Source organism: Mesorhizobium sp. WSM4312, assembly GCF_002294875.1.
GTDB lineage: Bacteria > Pseudomonadota > Alphaproteobacteria > Rhizobiales > Rhizobiaceae > Mesorhizobium.
The window spans coordinates 332453-346559 of record NZ_NSFU01000003.1; the positions used below are offsets into that span (position 1 = coordinate 332453).

The window sequence follows — 14107 nt, forward strand, 5'->3', positions numbered from 1 at the left end:
CTAAACTATCCCGGCGTTAAGCTTCTCAGGCCTTGATAAGGGGCCTGCTTTCAGGAGGCTGCGATGGAATATGTCCGAGAGTTCAAGCCCGCGGCGCCGACATCAGGCATCATCGCCTCCAGTGTCTACATGGCCGGGCGGCGCATCGCGGACATTCCGATCGAGGAAGCCGGCGAATGGGCCAAGAAATCGGGACATGTCGTCTGGATCGGGCTGCTCGAACCGGATCGCGAGCTTCTGTTGCGCGTCCAGGCCCAGTTCCATCTGCATGAGCTGGCGATCGAGGATGCAGAGCATCCGCACCAGCGGCCGAAGATCGAGCAATATGGCGATGCGCTGTTCATCGTCGCCCGCACCGCGCAATTGATCGAAGGACGGGTGACTTTCGGCGAGACGCATCTATTCGTCGGCTCGGGCTACATCGTCAGCGTCAGGCACGGCCCGTCGACCTCCTACGCCGCCGTGCGCCAGCACTGGGAAAGCTGCCCGCATTCGCTGGCCAAGGGCGAGGATTTCGTTCTCTACGCCATTCTCGATTTCATCGTCGACAACTACATGCCGGTGCTCGAACAGATCGAGGACGAGGTCGAGGTGATCGAGGACCGGGTGCTTTTGAAGCCGATGACCGGCCCCGATATCGAGCGGCTCTACATGCTACGCCGCGATCTGCTGCGCCTGCGCAATGCGGCGCTTCCGCTGGTGGAGGTCTGCCGCCGCCTGACCAGCGCCGACCTGCCGCAGATCCATTCAGCCATGCACCCGCTCTTTCGCGACGTGACGGATCACATCCGCACCGTCCAGGAAAAGATCGACAGCCTGCGCGAGGTGCTGGCCTTCGCCTTCGAGGCGAGCCTGCTGGTCGGTCAGAGCCAGGAAACGGCGATTTCCAAGAAACTCGCCTCATGGGCGGCCATATTGGCGGTGCCGACGGCGTTCGCCGGCATCTACGGCATGAACTTCACCGACATGCCGGAACTGAAGATGGAATATGGCTACCCCATCGTGCTGGCCACCATCGCGGCGATCTGCGCGTTTCTCTACTGGCGGTTTCGCAAGAATGGGTGGCTGTGAAAGGAAGTCAGTAGAAATTAGTGAGGAGTGAACAGTGCTCCACGCGCCCCATTTCACTACTCACTACTCACCGACTCCGCCGCCGCTCCGCCGCTGGCTGGAAGGCCACGCGGGCGTGGTACTTGCAATAAGGACCGGTTTCGGCGGCCTCGTTGCCGCAGAAGTTGAAGTCCTCCGATAGCGGATCGCCGTTCGGCCATTTGCAGGTGCGCTCGGTCAGCTCGACGAGTTGCAGATGCCGTGAGATCGGTACCACGACATTCTCGACTGGGCGGATATAGTGCCGCGCCACCGGCTCGGCGTCGAATTGCGTCTGAAGGGCGGTCGCGCCGATCGATGTCGTGACGTGGCGAGCCGTGCTCGCGGCGCGCGCCACCGATTTCTGAACGGTCGAGCCCTGTGTCGTCTTCTTCTGGCGTGCCGGCGTCGCCGTTGCGCGGCCGCGGCCCGACAGCTTCAGACGGTGCACCTTGCCGATGACGGCATTTCGGCTCACCCCTCCAAGCTGGGCAGCAATCTGGCTTGCGCTCAAACCCTCCGACCACAATTTTCTGAGAAGTTCGACCCGCTCGTCAGTCCAGTTCATGAGACCGCGCTCCTGCTAAGCGTGCGGCAATCAGAATCCTTTCCCGACCCAGCACCACTGCTGGGGCAGACACCACATATATCTGGTGATTAGGTCCGCCGCACGAAATCTAGTTATTTCTCGACTACAATTACCTTATGCGCAGACTCGGTGACAAGAGTCCCAAGTGCAACACGAATCGGTTTTTTCGGTTTTCCCCAACTTGCCGGTCGCTTATGAGCCGGCGTCTCGTCAGGGGGCTTGCCGCGTGCCACTACGCGACCTTTTCGTTGACTTCATGGCCGAAAAACACGATAAGCCGCACAAGGCCGCCGCTTTGGCGGCTTTTTTGATTTTCCGGTACCGGAGACGCATATAATGAGCGGTTCGGCGCTTTACGAGACCTTTGCTCGCGCTCCCCTGGCTTTCGACCACGGGGAAGGCACTTGGCTGGTTACCGACAAGGGCGAGCGATATCTCGATTTCGCCGGCGGCATCGCGGTCAATTCGCTCGGCCACGGCCATCCGCATCTGGTCGCTGCGCTGACCGAGCAGGCGGCAAAGCTGTGGCACGTCTCCAATCTCTACGAGATTCCCGGGCAGAGCCGGCTTGGCGAGCGCCTGGCCGATGCCACATTCGCCGACAAGGTGTTCTTCACCAATTCCGGCGCCGAGGCGCTGGAATGCGCGATCAAGACGGCGCGGCGCTACCATTTCGTCAAGGGGCATCCCGAGCGCTTCCGCGTCATCACCTTCGAAGGCGCCTTCCATGGCCGCACGCTGGCGACCATCGCGGCCGGCGGCCAGTACAAATACCTCGAAGGCTTCGGCCCCAAGGTCGAAGGCTTCGACCAGGTCGGCTTCGACGACATCGATGCCGCCGAGAAGGCGATTACGCCGGAAACCGCCGCGATCCTGATCGAGCCGGTGCAGGGCGAGGGCGGCATCCGCCCGGTCCCGACGCAGTCCCTGAAGCGGCTGCGGCAGCTTTGCGACCAGCACGGCCTGTTATTGATCTATGACGAGGTCCAGTGCGGCATCGGCCGCACCGGAAAGCTGTTCGCGCATGAATGGTCAGGTGTTGCGCCCGACATCATGGCGATCGCCAAAGGCATTGGCGGCGGCTTTCCGATGGGCGCTTGCCTTGCAACCGACGAAGCAGCTGTCGGCATGACGGCTGGCGTGCACGGCACCACATTCGGCGGCAATCCGTTGGCCATGGCGGTCGGCAACGCCGTGCTCGACGTGGTGCTGGAAGAGGGCTTCCTCGAAGACGTCCAGCGCAAGGCATTGCTGATCAAGCAGGGCCTGGCGGCGATCGCCGACGAGTTTCCCGATGTCATCGAAGACATCCGGGGCACCGGCCTCATGCTTGGCCTCAAATGCGCCATGCCCAACACCAAGGTGAACATGGCGCTGCGCGACCAGCATTTGCTGGCGGTTCCGGCCGGCGACAACGTCATTCGCCTGCTGCCGCCGCTCACCGTCACCGACGCCGAGATCCACGAAGCGCTCAACCGCATCCGCGCCGGTGCCAAAGGCCTGGCGGATGCCATCGCCGTGGCCGCCGCGAAGTAATTCCGGAAAATTGCCGATGTCAGTTCGCCATTTCACCGATCTTTCCACCGTTTCCGAAGGCGACCTGCGCTTCATGCTGGACGACGCGGTGGTGCGAAAGGCGCGCCTCAAGGCCGGCGAGCGGACCCGGCCGCTCGAAGGCAAGGTGCTGGCGATGATCTTCGACAAGCCGTCGACGCGCACGCGCGTCTCCTTCGATGTCGGCATGCGCCAGCTCGGCGGCGAGACCATCATGCTGACCGGCACCGAAATGCAGCTTGGCCGCTCCGAAACCATCGCCGACACCGCCAAGGTTCTGTCGCGCTATGTCGACGCGATCATGATCCGCACCACCTCGCATGAACGGTTGCTGGAGCTGACCGAGAACGCCACGGTTCCGGTGATCAACGGGCTGACGGATGACACCCATCCGTGCCAGTTGATGGCCGACATCATGACCTTCGAGGAGCATCGCGGTCCGGTGGCCGGCAAGACCATCGCCTGGACCGGCGACGGCAACAATGTGCTGCATTCGCTGCTCGAGGCCTCGGCGCGGTTCCGCTTCAACCTCAACGTCGCCGTGCCGGAAGGCAGCGAGCCGGCGCAGAAGCATATCGACTGGTCCAAGGCGCATGGCGGCAAGCTGCACTTCACCCGCTCGCCCGAGGAAGCCGTCGACCAGGCCGACTGCGTCGTCACCGATTGCTGGGTGTCGATGGGCCAGGAGCATCGCGCCCGCGGCCACAACGTCTTCTCGCCCTACCAGGTCAATGCCAAGCTGATGGCGCATGCCAAGCCGGACGCGCTGTTCATGCACTGCCTGCCGGCGCATCGCGGCGAGGAAGTCACCGACGAGGTCATCGACGGACCCCATTCGGTGGTCTTCGACGAGGCCGAGAACCGGCTCCACGCCCAAAAGGCGGTGCTTGCCTGGTGTCTTGGGGCTTGAAGTGTCTTGGGGTTCGAAGTGGCTTGGGGTTTGAAAGGTCCGGGCGCTTGATCTGCGGAGGCGCGATGCCTATCTGCGCCGCATCACGCAAATCAAGCGCGTTTGGACGCATGCACCCCAGGGGGCGGCATGGCCGCGCCCTGGAGCTTTGTCATGTTGGAAACGCATCAAGTGACTGAACATCACCCCAAACTCGGCGAGTTCGGCTATGCCGGCGACGACCATGTCGTGCCGTTCGAGGTCGGCCCGCTCGACGTGCGCGGCCGTACCGTGCAGCTCGGGCCGATGCTCGACGCCATTCTCAGCCGCCACGATTATCCCGAGCCGGTCGCCCGCCTTCTGGCGGAAGCCTGTGTGCTGACGGTGCTGCTCGGCACCTCGCTCAAATTCGAGGGCAAGTTCATCCTGCAGACCCGCACCGATGGGCCGGTCGACATGCTGGTGGCGGATTTCACCACGCCGTCGGCGCTGCGTGCCTATGCGCGCTTCGATGCCGATCGCCTCGAGGCACTGGTCGCCGCAGGCGAAACGTCCCAGCAGACACTGCTCGGCGGCGGTGTGCTGGCACTGACCATCGACCAGGGCGCCCATACGCAGCGCTATCAGGGTATCGTCCAGCTCGACGGCGAGACACTGGAAGACGCGGCGCGCACCTATTTCCGCCAGTCGGAGCAGATCCCGACGGATATCAGGCTGTCCGTGGCCAAGCTGTTGACGCCCGGCGTCGGCGGCGCGCGCGAACAATGGCGCGCCGGCGGTATCCTGGCGCAGTTCCTGCCGCAGGCGTCCGATCGCATGCGCGTTCCGGACCTGCACGGCGGCGATGGCGATCCGCGCGAGGAGATCCATGATCCCACCGACAATTCCTGGCAGGAATTGCTGGCGCTGCTCGGCACCATCGAGCCGACTGAGCTGATCGATCCGACGATCGGTACCGAACGGCTGCTCTATCGCCTGTTCCATGAGCATGGCGTGCGGGTTTTCGGCGGCGTTCCCGTCGCCGACCAGTGCTCATGCTCGCGCGACAAGATCCGCGGCATCCTCGAGGGCTTCTCCGCGCAGGAGATCAAGGACAGCACCGAGGATGGCGGCATCCACGTCGCCTGCGAATTCTGCTCGACACAGTACGACTTCGATCCGGCGGAATTTGCCGCGCAATAAAGCCAGTCCTTCTCCTCGTAAAACGGGGAGAAGGACGCTAATTCACCGTACGCCTGGTCCCCGGCAGATCCAGCGAAAATGCCGGGATGGCGATGTCGAAAGTCTCGCCGCGCTTGTTGCGCATCGTGTAGTGCCCGACCATGATGCCTGATGGCGTCGAGAGCGGGCAGCCGGACGTGTATTGATAGCTGTCGCCGGGATTGAGTTCGGGCTGGTCGCCGACGACACCCGGGCCACGCACTTCCTCGACCCGGCCGGCACCGTCGGTGATGTGCCAATAACGCGACAGAAGCTGCACGAATTCGTCCGACTGGTTGTCGATCGTTATCTGATAACCCCAGACATAGCGGTTCTCGGAAGGATCGGAGCGGTCCTCGAGGTAGAACGGCCTGACCTGCACTTCGATGTTGCGCGTGACGGCGCGGTACATAAGCGGCTCCAAAACGATCCGATACCTTTCGGCGCTCCCGGCGAGCAGGTCAACGAGCGCGTCTTGTCGCGCCTCGTCTTGAAACGCAGGTGCCGGCAAAGAATGTCATTTAAGTGACACATGACAATGATGGGGTGCGCCGACCAATGCCGGGCGACTCGGGCGCTCTGTCGAACTGTCGAAAACGGCCGCCACACCGGCCGGTTTTTCTGGAGTGAACGGATCTCGATGGAACTCACTCTCATAACCGCCTTGCTGTCGTCCGCTCTCATTGCCTCAAACCTCGCCAGTATGCTGCTCGCCGCCTCACAGCTGAGACGGCGCACCACGATCGCACCGCCGGCCGGCAAATCGCCGCCGGTATCGATCGTCATACCCTCGCGCGGCGTCGAGCCGTTCACGCAGGAGACGCTGGAGCGCGCTTTCTCGCTCGACTGGCCGCGCTACGAGCTGATCTTCTGCGTTGCCCATGGCGACGATCCGGTGGTCAGGTTGATCCGCGCCGCCATTGGCCGCTTTCCAAGAGTGCCGGCCCGGCTGTTGATCGGTGACGACCGCGTCAGCGCCAATCCCAAGCTCAACAATTGCGTCAAGGGTTGGGAAGCCGCGCGGCACAACTGGGTCGTCCTCGCCGACTCCAACGTGCTGATGCCGAGAGACTACATCCAGCATCTGATGGCGGCGTGGCAGCCGGATACCGGCCTTGTCTGCTCGACACCGATCGGCTCGCGGCCGGAGGGCTTCTGGGCCGAGGTCGAATGCGCCTTCCTCAACACGCTGCAGGCCCGCTGGCAATATGCCGGCGAGGCGCTCGGCCTTGGCTTTGCCCAGGGCAAGAGCATGCTGTGGAACAAGCCGATGCTGGATGCCAATGGCGGCATCCGCGCGCTGGCCGCCGAAATCGCCGAGGACGCCGCTGCGACCAAGCTGGTCAATGGGCTTGGCCTATGCGTCAATCTCGTCGCGGCACCCTTCGAGCAGCCGCTTGGCAGGCGCACGCTTGGCACGATCTGGTCACGCCAGGCCCGCTGGGCGCGCCTGCGCCGCGTAACCTTCCCGCGGTTCTTCGCGCCGGAAATCCTGACGGGCGCGGTGGTGCCGCTGGCGCTTGCGCTGGTTGCGGCGGCAAGCGCCGGCTTCAGCCTGCCGCTGACGGCCATCGCCGTGCTGGCGGCCTTTTATCTACCGGAATGCGCCTTGGCTTGGTCCAAGGGCTGGCACCTGTCGCCGCGCACGGTCGCGGCGATGATTGCGCGGGACTTGATGCTTCCAACCATGTGGGCGCGCGGCTGGCTCGGCGGCGCCGTCGACTGGCGCGGCAATGCGATGATCATCGGCACCAAGGCCGCCGAACTGGAAGAGGCGTCGTCGCGCGCCTGATCGCGGCGCGGACGACGCTGCCTCGACGGCTCCCTATTTGGCGCCCTTCAGCGCCTGCGCGATGTCTTCCAGAAGGTCGTCGGTATCCTCAAGGCCGACCGACAGCCTGAGCGTTCCTGGCCCGATGCCGAGTTCGGCGCGCGCCTCTTCGCTTAAATTCTTGTGCGTGGTCGTCGCCGGATGGGTGATCAGGCTCTTGGCGTCGCCGAGATTGTTCGAGATCAGCACGATGTCGAGCGCGTTCTGCAGGGCGAAAGCCGCCTGCTTGCCGCCCTTGACGTCGAGGCAAATCAGCGTCGAGCCGCCCGACATCTGCTTCTTGACGATCTCGGCCTGCGGATGGTCGGCGCGGCCGGGATAGATGACGCGGGCAATCTGCGGCTGCTCGGCGAGGAAATCCGCGATCTTGCCGGCGCTCTCCGTCTGCTGGCGCACACGCAGCGGCAGTGTCTCCAGGCCCTTCAGCAGTGTCCAGGCGTTGAAGGGCGACAGGCTGGGGCCGGTGTGGCGGAAATAGTCATGCAAATTCTCGTCGATCCACTTCTTGTCCGACAGGATCACGCCGCCGAGACAGCGGCCCTGGCCATCGATGTGCTTGGTGGCCGAATAGACGACGATATGCGCGCCGAGCTGCAACGGCTTCTGCTGGAGAGGCGTGGCAAAGACATTGTCGACGACAAGCCGCGCGCCGATCGAATTGGCGAGCGCAGCCACAGCGGCGATGTCGACCACTTCCAATGTCGGGTTGGTCGGGCTTTCCAGGAAGAACAGCTTGGTGTTGGGCCTGACCGCCTTTTCCCAGTTGGCGATATCGGTGCCGTCGACCAGCGTCGCCTCGATGCCGTAGCGCGGTGCCAGCGTCTCGACCACCCAACGGCAGGAGCCGAACAGCGCGCGCGCCGCCACGATGTGGTCACCGGCCTTGACGCTGCAAAGAAGCGCCGCCGTCACCGCCGCCATGCCCGATGCCGTGGCGCGCGCATCCTCGGCGCCTTCGAGCGCACACATGCGCTTTTCAAACATGTCGACGGTCGGATTGGCGTAGCGCGAATAGATGAAGCCCGGCTCCTCGCCCTTGAAGCGGGCTTCGGCGGCTTGCGCCGTTTGATAGACATAGCCCTGGGTCAGGTACATCGCCTCGGAGGTCTCGCCGAAGCCGGAACGCAGGGTTCCGCCATGCACGAGGGCTGTTTGAGGCTTCCAGTTGCGCTTCTTGCTGCTCATTGCTTTTGTTCCAGACACAAAAAAACCGGTCGCGAAAGTCGCAACCGGTCCATACGGCCTCGCGGCCAACGGTCCTTTAGCGACTTGTTTAACGTGGCTGCAAGCCGACCGGCCAAATCACCACGGGATAACGACCCTTTAGACCCGTACCACGCTTGCGTCAATTGCCGGCTTCATTAAGAGGTTTGTACCAAGCAGGTTCCGCAAAAGTGTTTCACGGTTTTGCGGCGAGAACCTGCGGCAGGAAAATCGTCTGGCCTAGGAGCGGAGCCTTGCGGCAGACAGGCATTCTTCCCGATCAGGATATCTCGGCGCTGTTCCAGTCCGGCGCGCTGAAGTCGCCGCGCGCGCTCGATGCCGACCAGATCCAGCCGGCCAGCCTCGATCTCAGGCTCGGCGACAAGGCCTGGCGGGTGCGGGCGTCCTTCCTGCCGGGTCCGGATCATCGGGTTGCCGACAAACTCGATCGGCTGAAGCTGCATGAGTTCAGCCTCGCCGACGGCGCCGTGCTGGAAACGGGCTGTGTTTACATCGTGCCGCTGCTGGAAAGCCTTGCGCTGCCCCCAACCGTGTCCGCCTCGGCCAATCCGAAGAGTTCGACCGGGCGGCTCGACATTTTCACCCGCGTCATGACCGACCGTGGCCACGAGTTCGACAAGATCGCCGCCGGCTACAACGGTCCGCTTTACCTGGAAGTCAGCCCGCGCACCTTCCCGATCGTCGTGCGCACCGGCTCGCGCCTGTCGCAGATCCGCTTCCGCACCGGCAACGCGCTGCTCTCGGAAGCCGAATTGCATGAATTGCACCGCGCGCAGATGCTGGTCGCCACCGAGCCGCCGAATATTTCGGGCGGCGGCATCGCGCTGTCGATCGATCTCAAGGGCGACGGTGACGGGCTGGTCGGCTATCGCGGCAAGCATCACACCGGCCTTGTCGATGTCGACAAGCGCGCCGCGCAGGACGTCGTCGATTTCTGGGAACCCATCCACAAGAGCGGCGCCGGCGAACTGGTGCTCGATCCGGACGAATTCTACATTCTCGTCAGCCAGGAGGCGGTGCATGTGCCGCCGCTCTATGCTGCCGAGATGACGCCCTTCGACCCGCTGGTCGGCGAATTTCGCGTCCATTATGCCGGCTTCTTCGATCCGGGCTTCGGCCATTCGGCGGCCGGTGGCACCGGCAGCCGGGCGGTGCTTGAAGTGCGCAGCCACGAAGTGCCGTTCATCCTCGACCATGGCCAGATCGTCGGCCGGCTGGTCTACGAGCACATGCTGAAGCGGCCGCAGGCGCTCTACGGCACCGATCTCGGCTCCAACTACCAGGCACAGGGCCTGAAGCTCTCCAAGCACTTCCGCGCCGCGCGCTGAACCCCGATTGCCGCCAGGCAAGATACTTGCCTGCCGGCACATCATGCGTGGCTGTCGGTCGCCGGGATGGCGGCGCTCAAGGCGAACAAGAAAATGCAGATCTCGAAATGGATCCCGTCGGCGGCAGGCGCCGCCCGGCGCTGTAAGCCACGGAGGAAGAACAGGCGAGGGATAGGGCCAAGCCCGCTAAGATGAAACCAAGCCCCATCCCGTTCATTTTCTCTCCCAGGATATTGGCGCTATCTCAAAGCGCCTTCACCGCCACCTTCACTGGTTTTTCGATCTCGAGCGGGTTGCGCAGCGGCAGGCCGAAATCACCGGCCTCGATCTCGAACACATCACCGGCCTCGGTCTTGACGCCGTCGGCGAAGGACAGCGTCGCGGTGCCGAACATATGCACATGCACGTCGCCCGGCTGGCGGAACGCCGAATATTTGAAGTGATGGTGTTCCAGATTGGCGATGGTGTGCGACATGTTCGCTTCGCCCGACAGGAACGGCTTTTCCCACAGCGTCTTGCCGTCGCGCACGATGCGCGAGGTGCCGCGGATGTCGGAAGGCAGGTCGCCGATCAGGATCTCCGGACCGAACGAGGCATTGCGCAGCTTGGAGTGGGCGAGGAAGAGATAGTTCACGCGCTCGGTCACGTGGTCGGAAAACTCGTTCGACAGCGTGAAGCCGACGCGGAAGGCGGCGCCGTCATCGCCGATGACATAAATGCCGGCGATTTCTGGTTCCTCGCCGGCGTCCTTGGCGAAGGCCGGTGACAGGAGTGCGGCACCCGGCGCCACGGCCATCGTGCCGTTGCCCTTGTAGAACCATTCCGGCTGCACGCCGACCTGGCCCTTGGCGGGCTTGCCCCCCTCCAGTCCCATGCGGAACATCTTCATGGAATCAGTGAGCTGCTCCTCGCCATCGGTGCTGAGCTTCTTGTGCATGGAATCGCGCGTCGCCGCCGAGCCGAGATGGGTCAGGCCGGTGCCGGTGAGGTGCAGATGCGCCGGGTCGGGGTGATTGATCGGCGACAACAGCCTCCCCTTCTTGTAGGCGGCATCGAGGTCGACCGTCTCGCCGAGCCCCTTGCGCTCGATCAGGGTGGCCAGGCCGACGCCGGTGCGGGCCGCCTCCATCGCCAGCGAATAGACGCTGCGGGCGCCGTTGATGATCCGGGTCTTGCCGCCATTGCGGGCAACGACGCGGATGGTCTCGGCGTCATCGAGAATCTGCGAGATCAGCATGATCAATCCTCTCTCATGTGCCTTGGCATGGCTGCCGCCGTGGCAAACCTCCCCAAGCGCGGCTGGGACGTCGCCCATGCCACGGGTGAAATTCTCCGTTCGGATTGCGCTCGCGGGGCCTGGTCCCTTGAGGGAACTTCTTCGTGCCGGTCGGTTGCCGGCAGCGCCGCGATGTGACCCGTATGCCTTCCTCGTTGCCTCGCCGGAGCGGTTCGGTCCGCTCCCGGTATTTTGTTTTTACGCAATTCCCGTGGGAAAACCGCGATGCGCTTTCCTGGAATTGTTCCTGTCAGGCCTTGTTCTTGTTGTAGACGTCGAAGATCACGGCGCCGAGCAGGACCAGACCTTTGACCACCTGCTGCCAGTCGACATTGACGCCCATGATCGACATGCCGTTGTTCATCACGCCCATGATGAAGCCGCCGACCACGGCGCCGATGACCTGGCCGACGCCGCCCATCGCCGAGGCGCCGCCGATGAAGACGGCGGCGATGACGTCGAGCTCTGAGCCCAGACCGGCCGCCGGCACGGCCTGGCCAAGGCGAGCCGCGATGATCAGGCCGCCCAGCGCCGACAGCACGCCCATATTGATGAACACCAGCAGCGTCAGCCGCTCGGTGTTGATGCCAGACAGCTGCGCCGCCTTGGGGTTGCCGCCCATGGCGTAGATGCGGCGACCGATGGTCATGCGCTTGGTGACGAAGACGAACAGCGAGATCAGCACGCCCATGACCAGCAGCACCACCGGCAGGCCCCTGTAGCTGGCGAACTCATAGACCAGGAACAGCGCCAGCGCGCTGGCGACCAGCGTCTTGACGACGAACAGGGGGAAGGGCTCGGCTTCATAGCCGTGGCGTTCGCGCTTGCGTCGTGTCCTCACGCCGAAATAGGCATAGGCCAGCACGGCGATCAGGCCGAGCACGACCGTCGTCATGTGCAGCGTCAGGCCGCTGCCCACGATGGTCTTGCCGGCGGCGTTCACCGTGGGCGGGATCAACGTCAGCGGGCCGATAACGTCCGGGATGAAGCCGGAGCTCAACGCCTTGAAGCCGTCTGGAAGTGGGCCTACCGAGGAGCCGCCGCCCAGCAGCGCCTGGCAGATGCCGCGGAAGATCAGCATGCCGGCCAATGTCACGATGAAGCTCGGTATTCGGTGATAGGCGATCCAATAGCCTTGCGCCGCACCGATCAGGCCGCCCACGATCAGGCAGACGATCGAAACCACCAGCGGATTGCTGAGCGGCCCGAGCTGCCAGATGACCATCATGTTTGCCGCCAGAGCGCCGATGAAACCGGCGACCGAGCCGACGCTGAGGTCGATATAGCCGGAAACGATGACCAGCAGCATGCCCAGCGCCATCACGATGATGAACGAGTTCTGCTGCACCAGATTGCTGAGGTTGACCGGCTTGAACAGCGTTCCCGACGTGGTGAACTGGAAGAACAGCATGATGACGATCAGCGCGATGATGAGACCGTATTCGCGCAGGTTCGTCGTCAGCGCCGAGACGGCAATGCGTGGACGCTGGTCCTCGGCGATGTTGCCCTGCGGGGCGGGGGCGCTGTCGGTGCTCATGCTGCTTTTCCTTCTCCCCGAACGATGGCGCGCATTATTTTTTCCTGGCTTGCGTCCGCCGCGGGCATTTCGCCGACGATGCGGCCTTCGTTCATGACGTAGATGCGATCGGTGATGCCGAGCAATTCCGGCATTTCCGACGAGATGACCACGATCGCCTTACCCTCCGAGGCAAGACGCGCGATGATCGTGTAGATTTCGTACTTGGCGCCGACGTCGATGCCGCGCGTCGGCTCGTCGAGGATCAGCAAATCCGGATCGGCGAACAGCCATTTCGACAACACCACCTTCTGCTGGTTGCCGCCGGAAAGATTGCCCGTCATCTGATAGACGCTCGAAGCGCGGATGTTGGTCTTCTTGCGATAATCGTTGGCAACGGCGAGTTCGCCCAGATCGTCGATCACGCTGTGACGCGACACGCCGCCGAGATTGGCAAGCGTGATGTTGTGCTTGATATGGTCGATCAGGTTGAGACCGTAAGTCTTGCGGTCCTCGGTCACGTAGGCGATGCCGTGTTCGACCGCCTTGCTCACGGACGAGACATCGATCGGCTTGCCCTTGAGCAGCACCTCGCCCCTGATGTGGCGGCCATAGGAGCGGCCGAACAGGCTCATGGCGAATTCGGTGCGGCCGGCGCCCATCAGCCCGGCTATGCCGACCACCTCGCCCTTGCGCACATTGATGTCGATGCCCTTGATCACCTGCCGTTCGGCATGAATCGGGTGATAGACCGACCAGTTTTTCACTTCGAAGACGACCTCGCCGATCTTTGGTTCCCGCGGCGGATAGCGGTCGTCGAGCGAACGGCCGACCATCGAGGTGATGATTCGGTCTTCCGAGATATCCTTCTTGGCCAGCGTCTCGATGGTGCGCCCGTCTCGGATGACGGTAACCTTGTCGGCGACCCGGTTCACCTCGTTGAGTTTGTGCGAGATCAGGATCGAGGTCATGCCTTGCCGCTTGAACTCGAGCAAAAGGTCGAGCAGCGCCTGGCTGTCCTTCTCGCTGAGCGATGCGGTCGGCTCGTCGAGGATCAGCAGTTTGACTTCCTTGCTCAACGCCTTGGCGATCTCGACCAGCTGCTGCTTGCCGACGCCGATATTGGTGATCAGCGTCTTGGGGTCCTCCTTGAGGCCCACCTTCTTCAACAGCGCGCTGGTGCGCGCCTCGTTGGCGTCCCAGTCGATCATGCCGTATTTGGCGTGTTCGTTGCCGAGGAAAATGTTTTCGGCGATCGACAGCATCGGCACCAGCGCAAGCTCCTGGTGGATGATGACGATGCCCTTGTGTTCGCTGTCATGGATGCCTTTGAACTGGCATTCCTGGCCTTGAAAGATGATCTGGCCTTCATATGTGCCCGCGGGATAGACGCCCGACAGCACTTTCATCAGCGTCGACTTGCCGGCGCCGTTCTCGCCGACCACGGCGTGGATTTCGCCTTCCTCGACGGAGAGGTTGACATTCGACAGCGCCTTCACGCCGGGAAACGTCTTGGTGATGTCGCGCATCTCCAAAATCGTCGAGGTCATCAGGGCAAGCTCCTAGACATTCTTGTTTTTACGCAATTCCCAGGGGAAAGCGTTACGCGCG

The 14107-nt window shown here is 63.1% G+C and carries 12 protein-coding genes and 1 riboswitch; of the genes, 6 read left to right on the forward strand and 6 right to left on the reverse strand.

Features of this window, described 5'->3' with window-relative positions:
* Positions 1-63: 63 nt before the first annotated feature.
* Complete coding sequence (locus tag CK228_RS06830) at positions 64-1071, forward strand: magnesium and cobalt transport protein CorA (protein WP_095771887.1); 1008 nt, start codon at positions 64-66, stop codon at positions 1069-1071.
* A 67-nt stretch (positions 1072-1138) separates the two neighbouring features.
* Here CK228_RS06830 and CK228_RS06835 read toward each other — a convergent pair whose 3' ends face one another.
* Positions 1139-1657, reverse strand: a complete 519-nt coding sequence (locus tag CK228_RS06835) for a GcrA family cell cycle regulator (RefSeq protein WP_095771888.1) — start codon at positions 1655-1657, stop codon at positions 1139-1141.
* 357 nt (positions 1658-2014) lie between these two features.
* On the opposite strand from CK228_RS06835, the gene CK228_RS06840 reads away from it, so the two are divergent.
* The 3 genes from CK228_RS06840 (at position 2015) to CK228_RS06850 (ending at position 5303) form a co-directional block, all read left to right on the forward strand.
* Complete coding sequence (locus CK228_RS06840) at positions 2015-3214, forward strand: aspartate aminotransferase family protein (protein WP_095771889.1); 1200 nt, start codon at positions 2015-2017, stop codon at positions 3212-3214.
* Between the two features lie 16 nt (positions 3215-3230).
* Entirely contained in the window at positions 3231-4142 is a 912-nt protein-coding gene (argF, locus tag CK228_RS06845; RefSeq protein WP_095198318.1) for an ornithine carbamoyltransferase, read from the forward strand.
* Positions 4143-4271: 129 nt separating this feature from the next.
* Positions 4272-5303, forward strand: coding sequence for an Hsp33 family molecular chaperone (locus CK228_RS06850; RefSeq protein ID WP_095771890.1), 1032 nt, complete (start codon positions 4272-4274; stop codon positions 5301-5303).
* 37 nt (positions 5304-5340) lie between these two features.
* Here the strand turns inward: CK228_RS06850 and apaG are convergent, their stop codons facing one another.
* Positions 5341-5733 (reverse strand): Co2+/Mg2+ efflux protein ApaG, encoded by a 393-nt coding sequence (gene apaG, locus CK228_RS06855; RefSeq protein ID WP_010913396.1) that lies wholly within the window; start codon positions 5731-5733, stop codon positions 5341-5343.
* A 228-nt stretch (positions 5734-5961) separates the two neighbouring features.
* On the opposite strand from apaG, the gene CK228_RS06860 reads away from it, so the two are divergent.
* A complete protein-coding gene (locus CK228_RS06860; protein WP_095787312.1) occupies positions 5962-7113 on the forward strand; it encodes a ceramide glucosyltransferase in 1152 nt (383 codons plus the stop codon).
* A 33-nt stretch (positions 7114-7146) separates the two neighbouring features.
* On the opposite strand, the gene CK228_RS06865 is transcribed toward CK228_RS06860, so the two are convergent.
* Positions 7147-8337 (reverse strand): O-succinylhomoserine sulfhydrylase, encoded by a 1191-nt coding sequence (locus CK228_RS06865; RefSeq protein WP_095771892.1) that lies wholly within the window; start codon positions 8335-8337, stop codon positions 7147-7149.
* A 56-nt stretch (positions 8338-8393) separates the two neighbouring features.
* Positions 8394-8471: riboswitch (SAM riboswitch) on the reverse strand.
* Positions 8472-8609: 138 nt separating this feature from the next.
* Here CK228_RS06865 and CK228_RS06870 point away from each other — a divergent pair.
* Positions 8610-9704 carry a 2'-deoxycytidine 5'-triphosphate deaminase gene (locus CK228_RS06870; RefSeq protein ID WP_095771893.1) on the forward strand — a complete coding sequence of 365 codons (1095 nt, stop codon included), beginning with the start codon at positions 8610-8612 and terminating at the stop codon, positions 9702-9704.
* A 244-nt stretch (positions 9705-9948) separates the two neighbouring features.
* Here the strand turns inward: CK228_RS06870 and araD1 are convergent, their stop codons facing one another.
* From araD1 to mmsA, 3 genes are all read right to left on the reverse strand, one after another.
* Complete coding sequence (araD1, locus tag CK228_RS06875) at positions 9949-10941, reverse strand: AraD1 family protein (RefSeq protein ID WP_095771975.1); 993 nt, start codon at positions 10939-10941, stop codon at positions 9949-9951.
* A gap of 289 nt (positions 10942-11230) precedes the next feature.
* Complete coding sequence (gene mmsB, locus CK228_RS06880) at positions 11231-12517, reverse strand: multiple monosaccharide ABC transporter permease (RefSeq protein ID WP_095771894.1); 1287 nt, start codon at positions 12515-12517, stop codon at positions 11231-11233.
* On the reverse strand, positions 12514-14046 hold the full coding sequence (mmsA, locus tag CK228_RS06885) for a multiple monosaccharide ABC transporter ATP-binding protein (protein WP_095787313.1): 1533 nt from the start codon (positions 14044-14046) through the stop codon (positions 12514-12516). The genes mmsB and mmsA overlap by 4 nt, the downstream gene beginning before the upstream one ends.
* Positions 14047-14107: the final 61 nt, after the last annotated feature.

What these genes read in the sequence shown, in the direction of transcription:
- araD1 (WP_095771975.1), bottom strand. Translation starts at nt 10,941, where the DNA reads ATGCTGATCTCGCAGATTCTCGATGACGCCGAGACCATCCGCGTCGTT.
- CK228_RS06865 (WP_095771892.1), bottom strand. Translation starts at nt 8,337, where the DNA reads ATGAGCAGCAAGAAGCGCAACTGGAAGCCTCAAACAGCCCTCGTGCAT.
- mmsB (WP_095771894.1), bottom strand. Translation starts at nt 12,517, where the DNA reads ATGAGCACCGACAGCGCCCCCGCCCCGCAGGGCAACATCGCCGAGGAC.
- argF (WP_095198318.1), top strand. Translation starts at nt 3,231, where the DNA reads ATGTCAGTTCGCCATTTCACCGATCTTTCCACCGTTTCCGAAGGCGAC.
- CK228_RS06835 (WP_095771888.1), bottom strand. Translation starts at nt 1,657, where the DNA reads ATGAACTGGACTGACGAGCGGGTCGAACTTCTCAGAAAATTGTGGTCG.
- mmsA (WP_095787313.1), bottom strand. Translation starts at nt 14,046, where the DNA reads ATGACCTCGACGATTTTGGAGATGCGCGACATCACCAAGACGTTTCCC.
- apaG (WP_010913396.1), bottom strand. Translation starts at nt 5,733, where the DNA reads ATGTACCGCGCCGTCACGCGCAACATCGAAGTGCAGGTCAGGCCGTTC.
- CK228_RS06850 (WP_095771890.1), top strand. Translation starts at nt 4,272, where the DNA reads ATGGCCGCGCCCTGGAGCTTTGTCATGTTGGAAACGCATCAAGTGACT.
- CK228_RS06840 (WP_095771889.1), top strand. Translation starts at nt 2,015, where the DNA reads ATGAGCGGTTCGGCGCTTTACGAGACCTTTGCTCGCGCTCCCCTGGCT.
- CK228_RS06860 (WP_095787312.1), top strand. Translation starts at nt 5,962, where the DNA reads ATGGAACTCACTCTCATAACCGCCTTGCTGTCGTCCGCTCTCATTGCC.
- CK228_RS06830 (WP_095771887.1), top strand. Translation starts at nt 64, where the DNA reads ATGGAATATGTCCGAGAGTTCAAGCCCGCGGCGCCGACATCAGGCATC.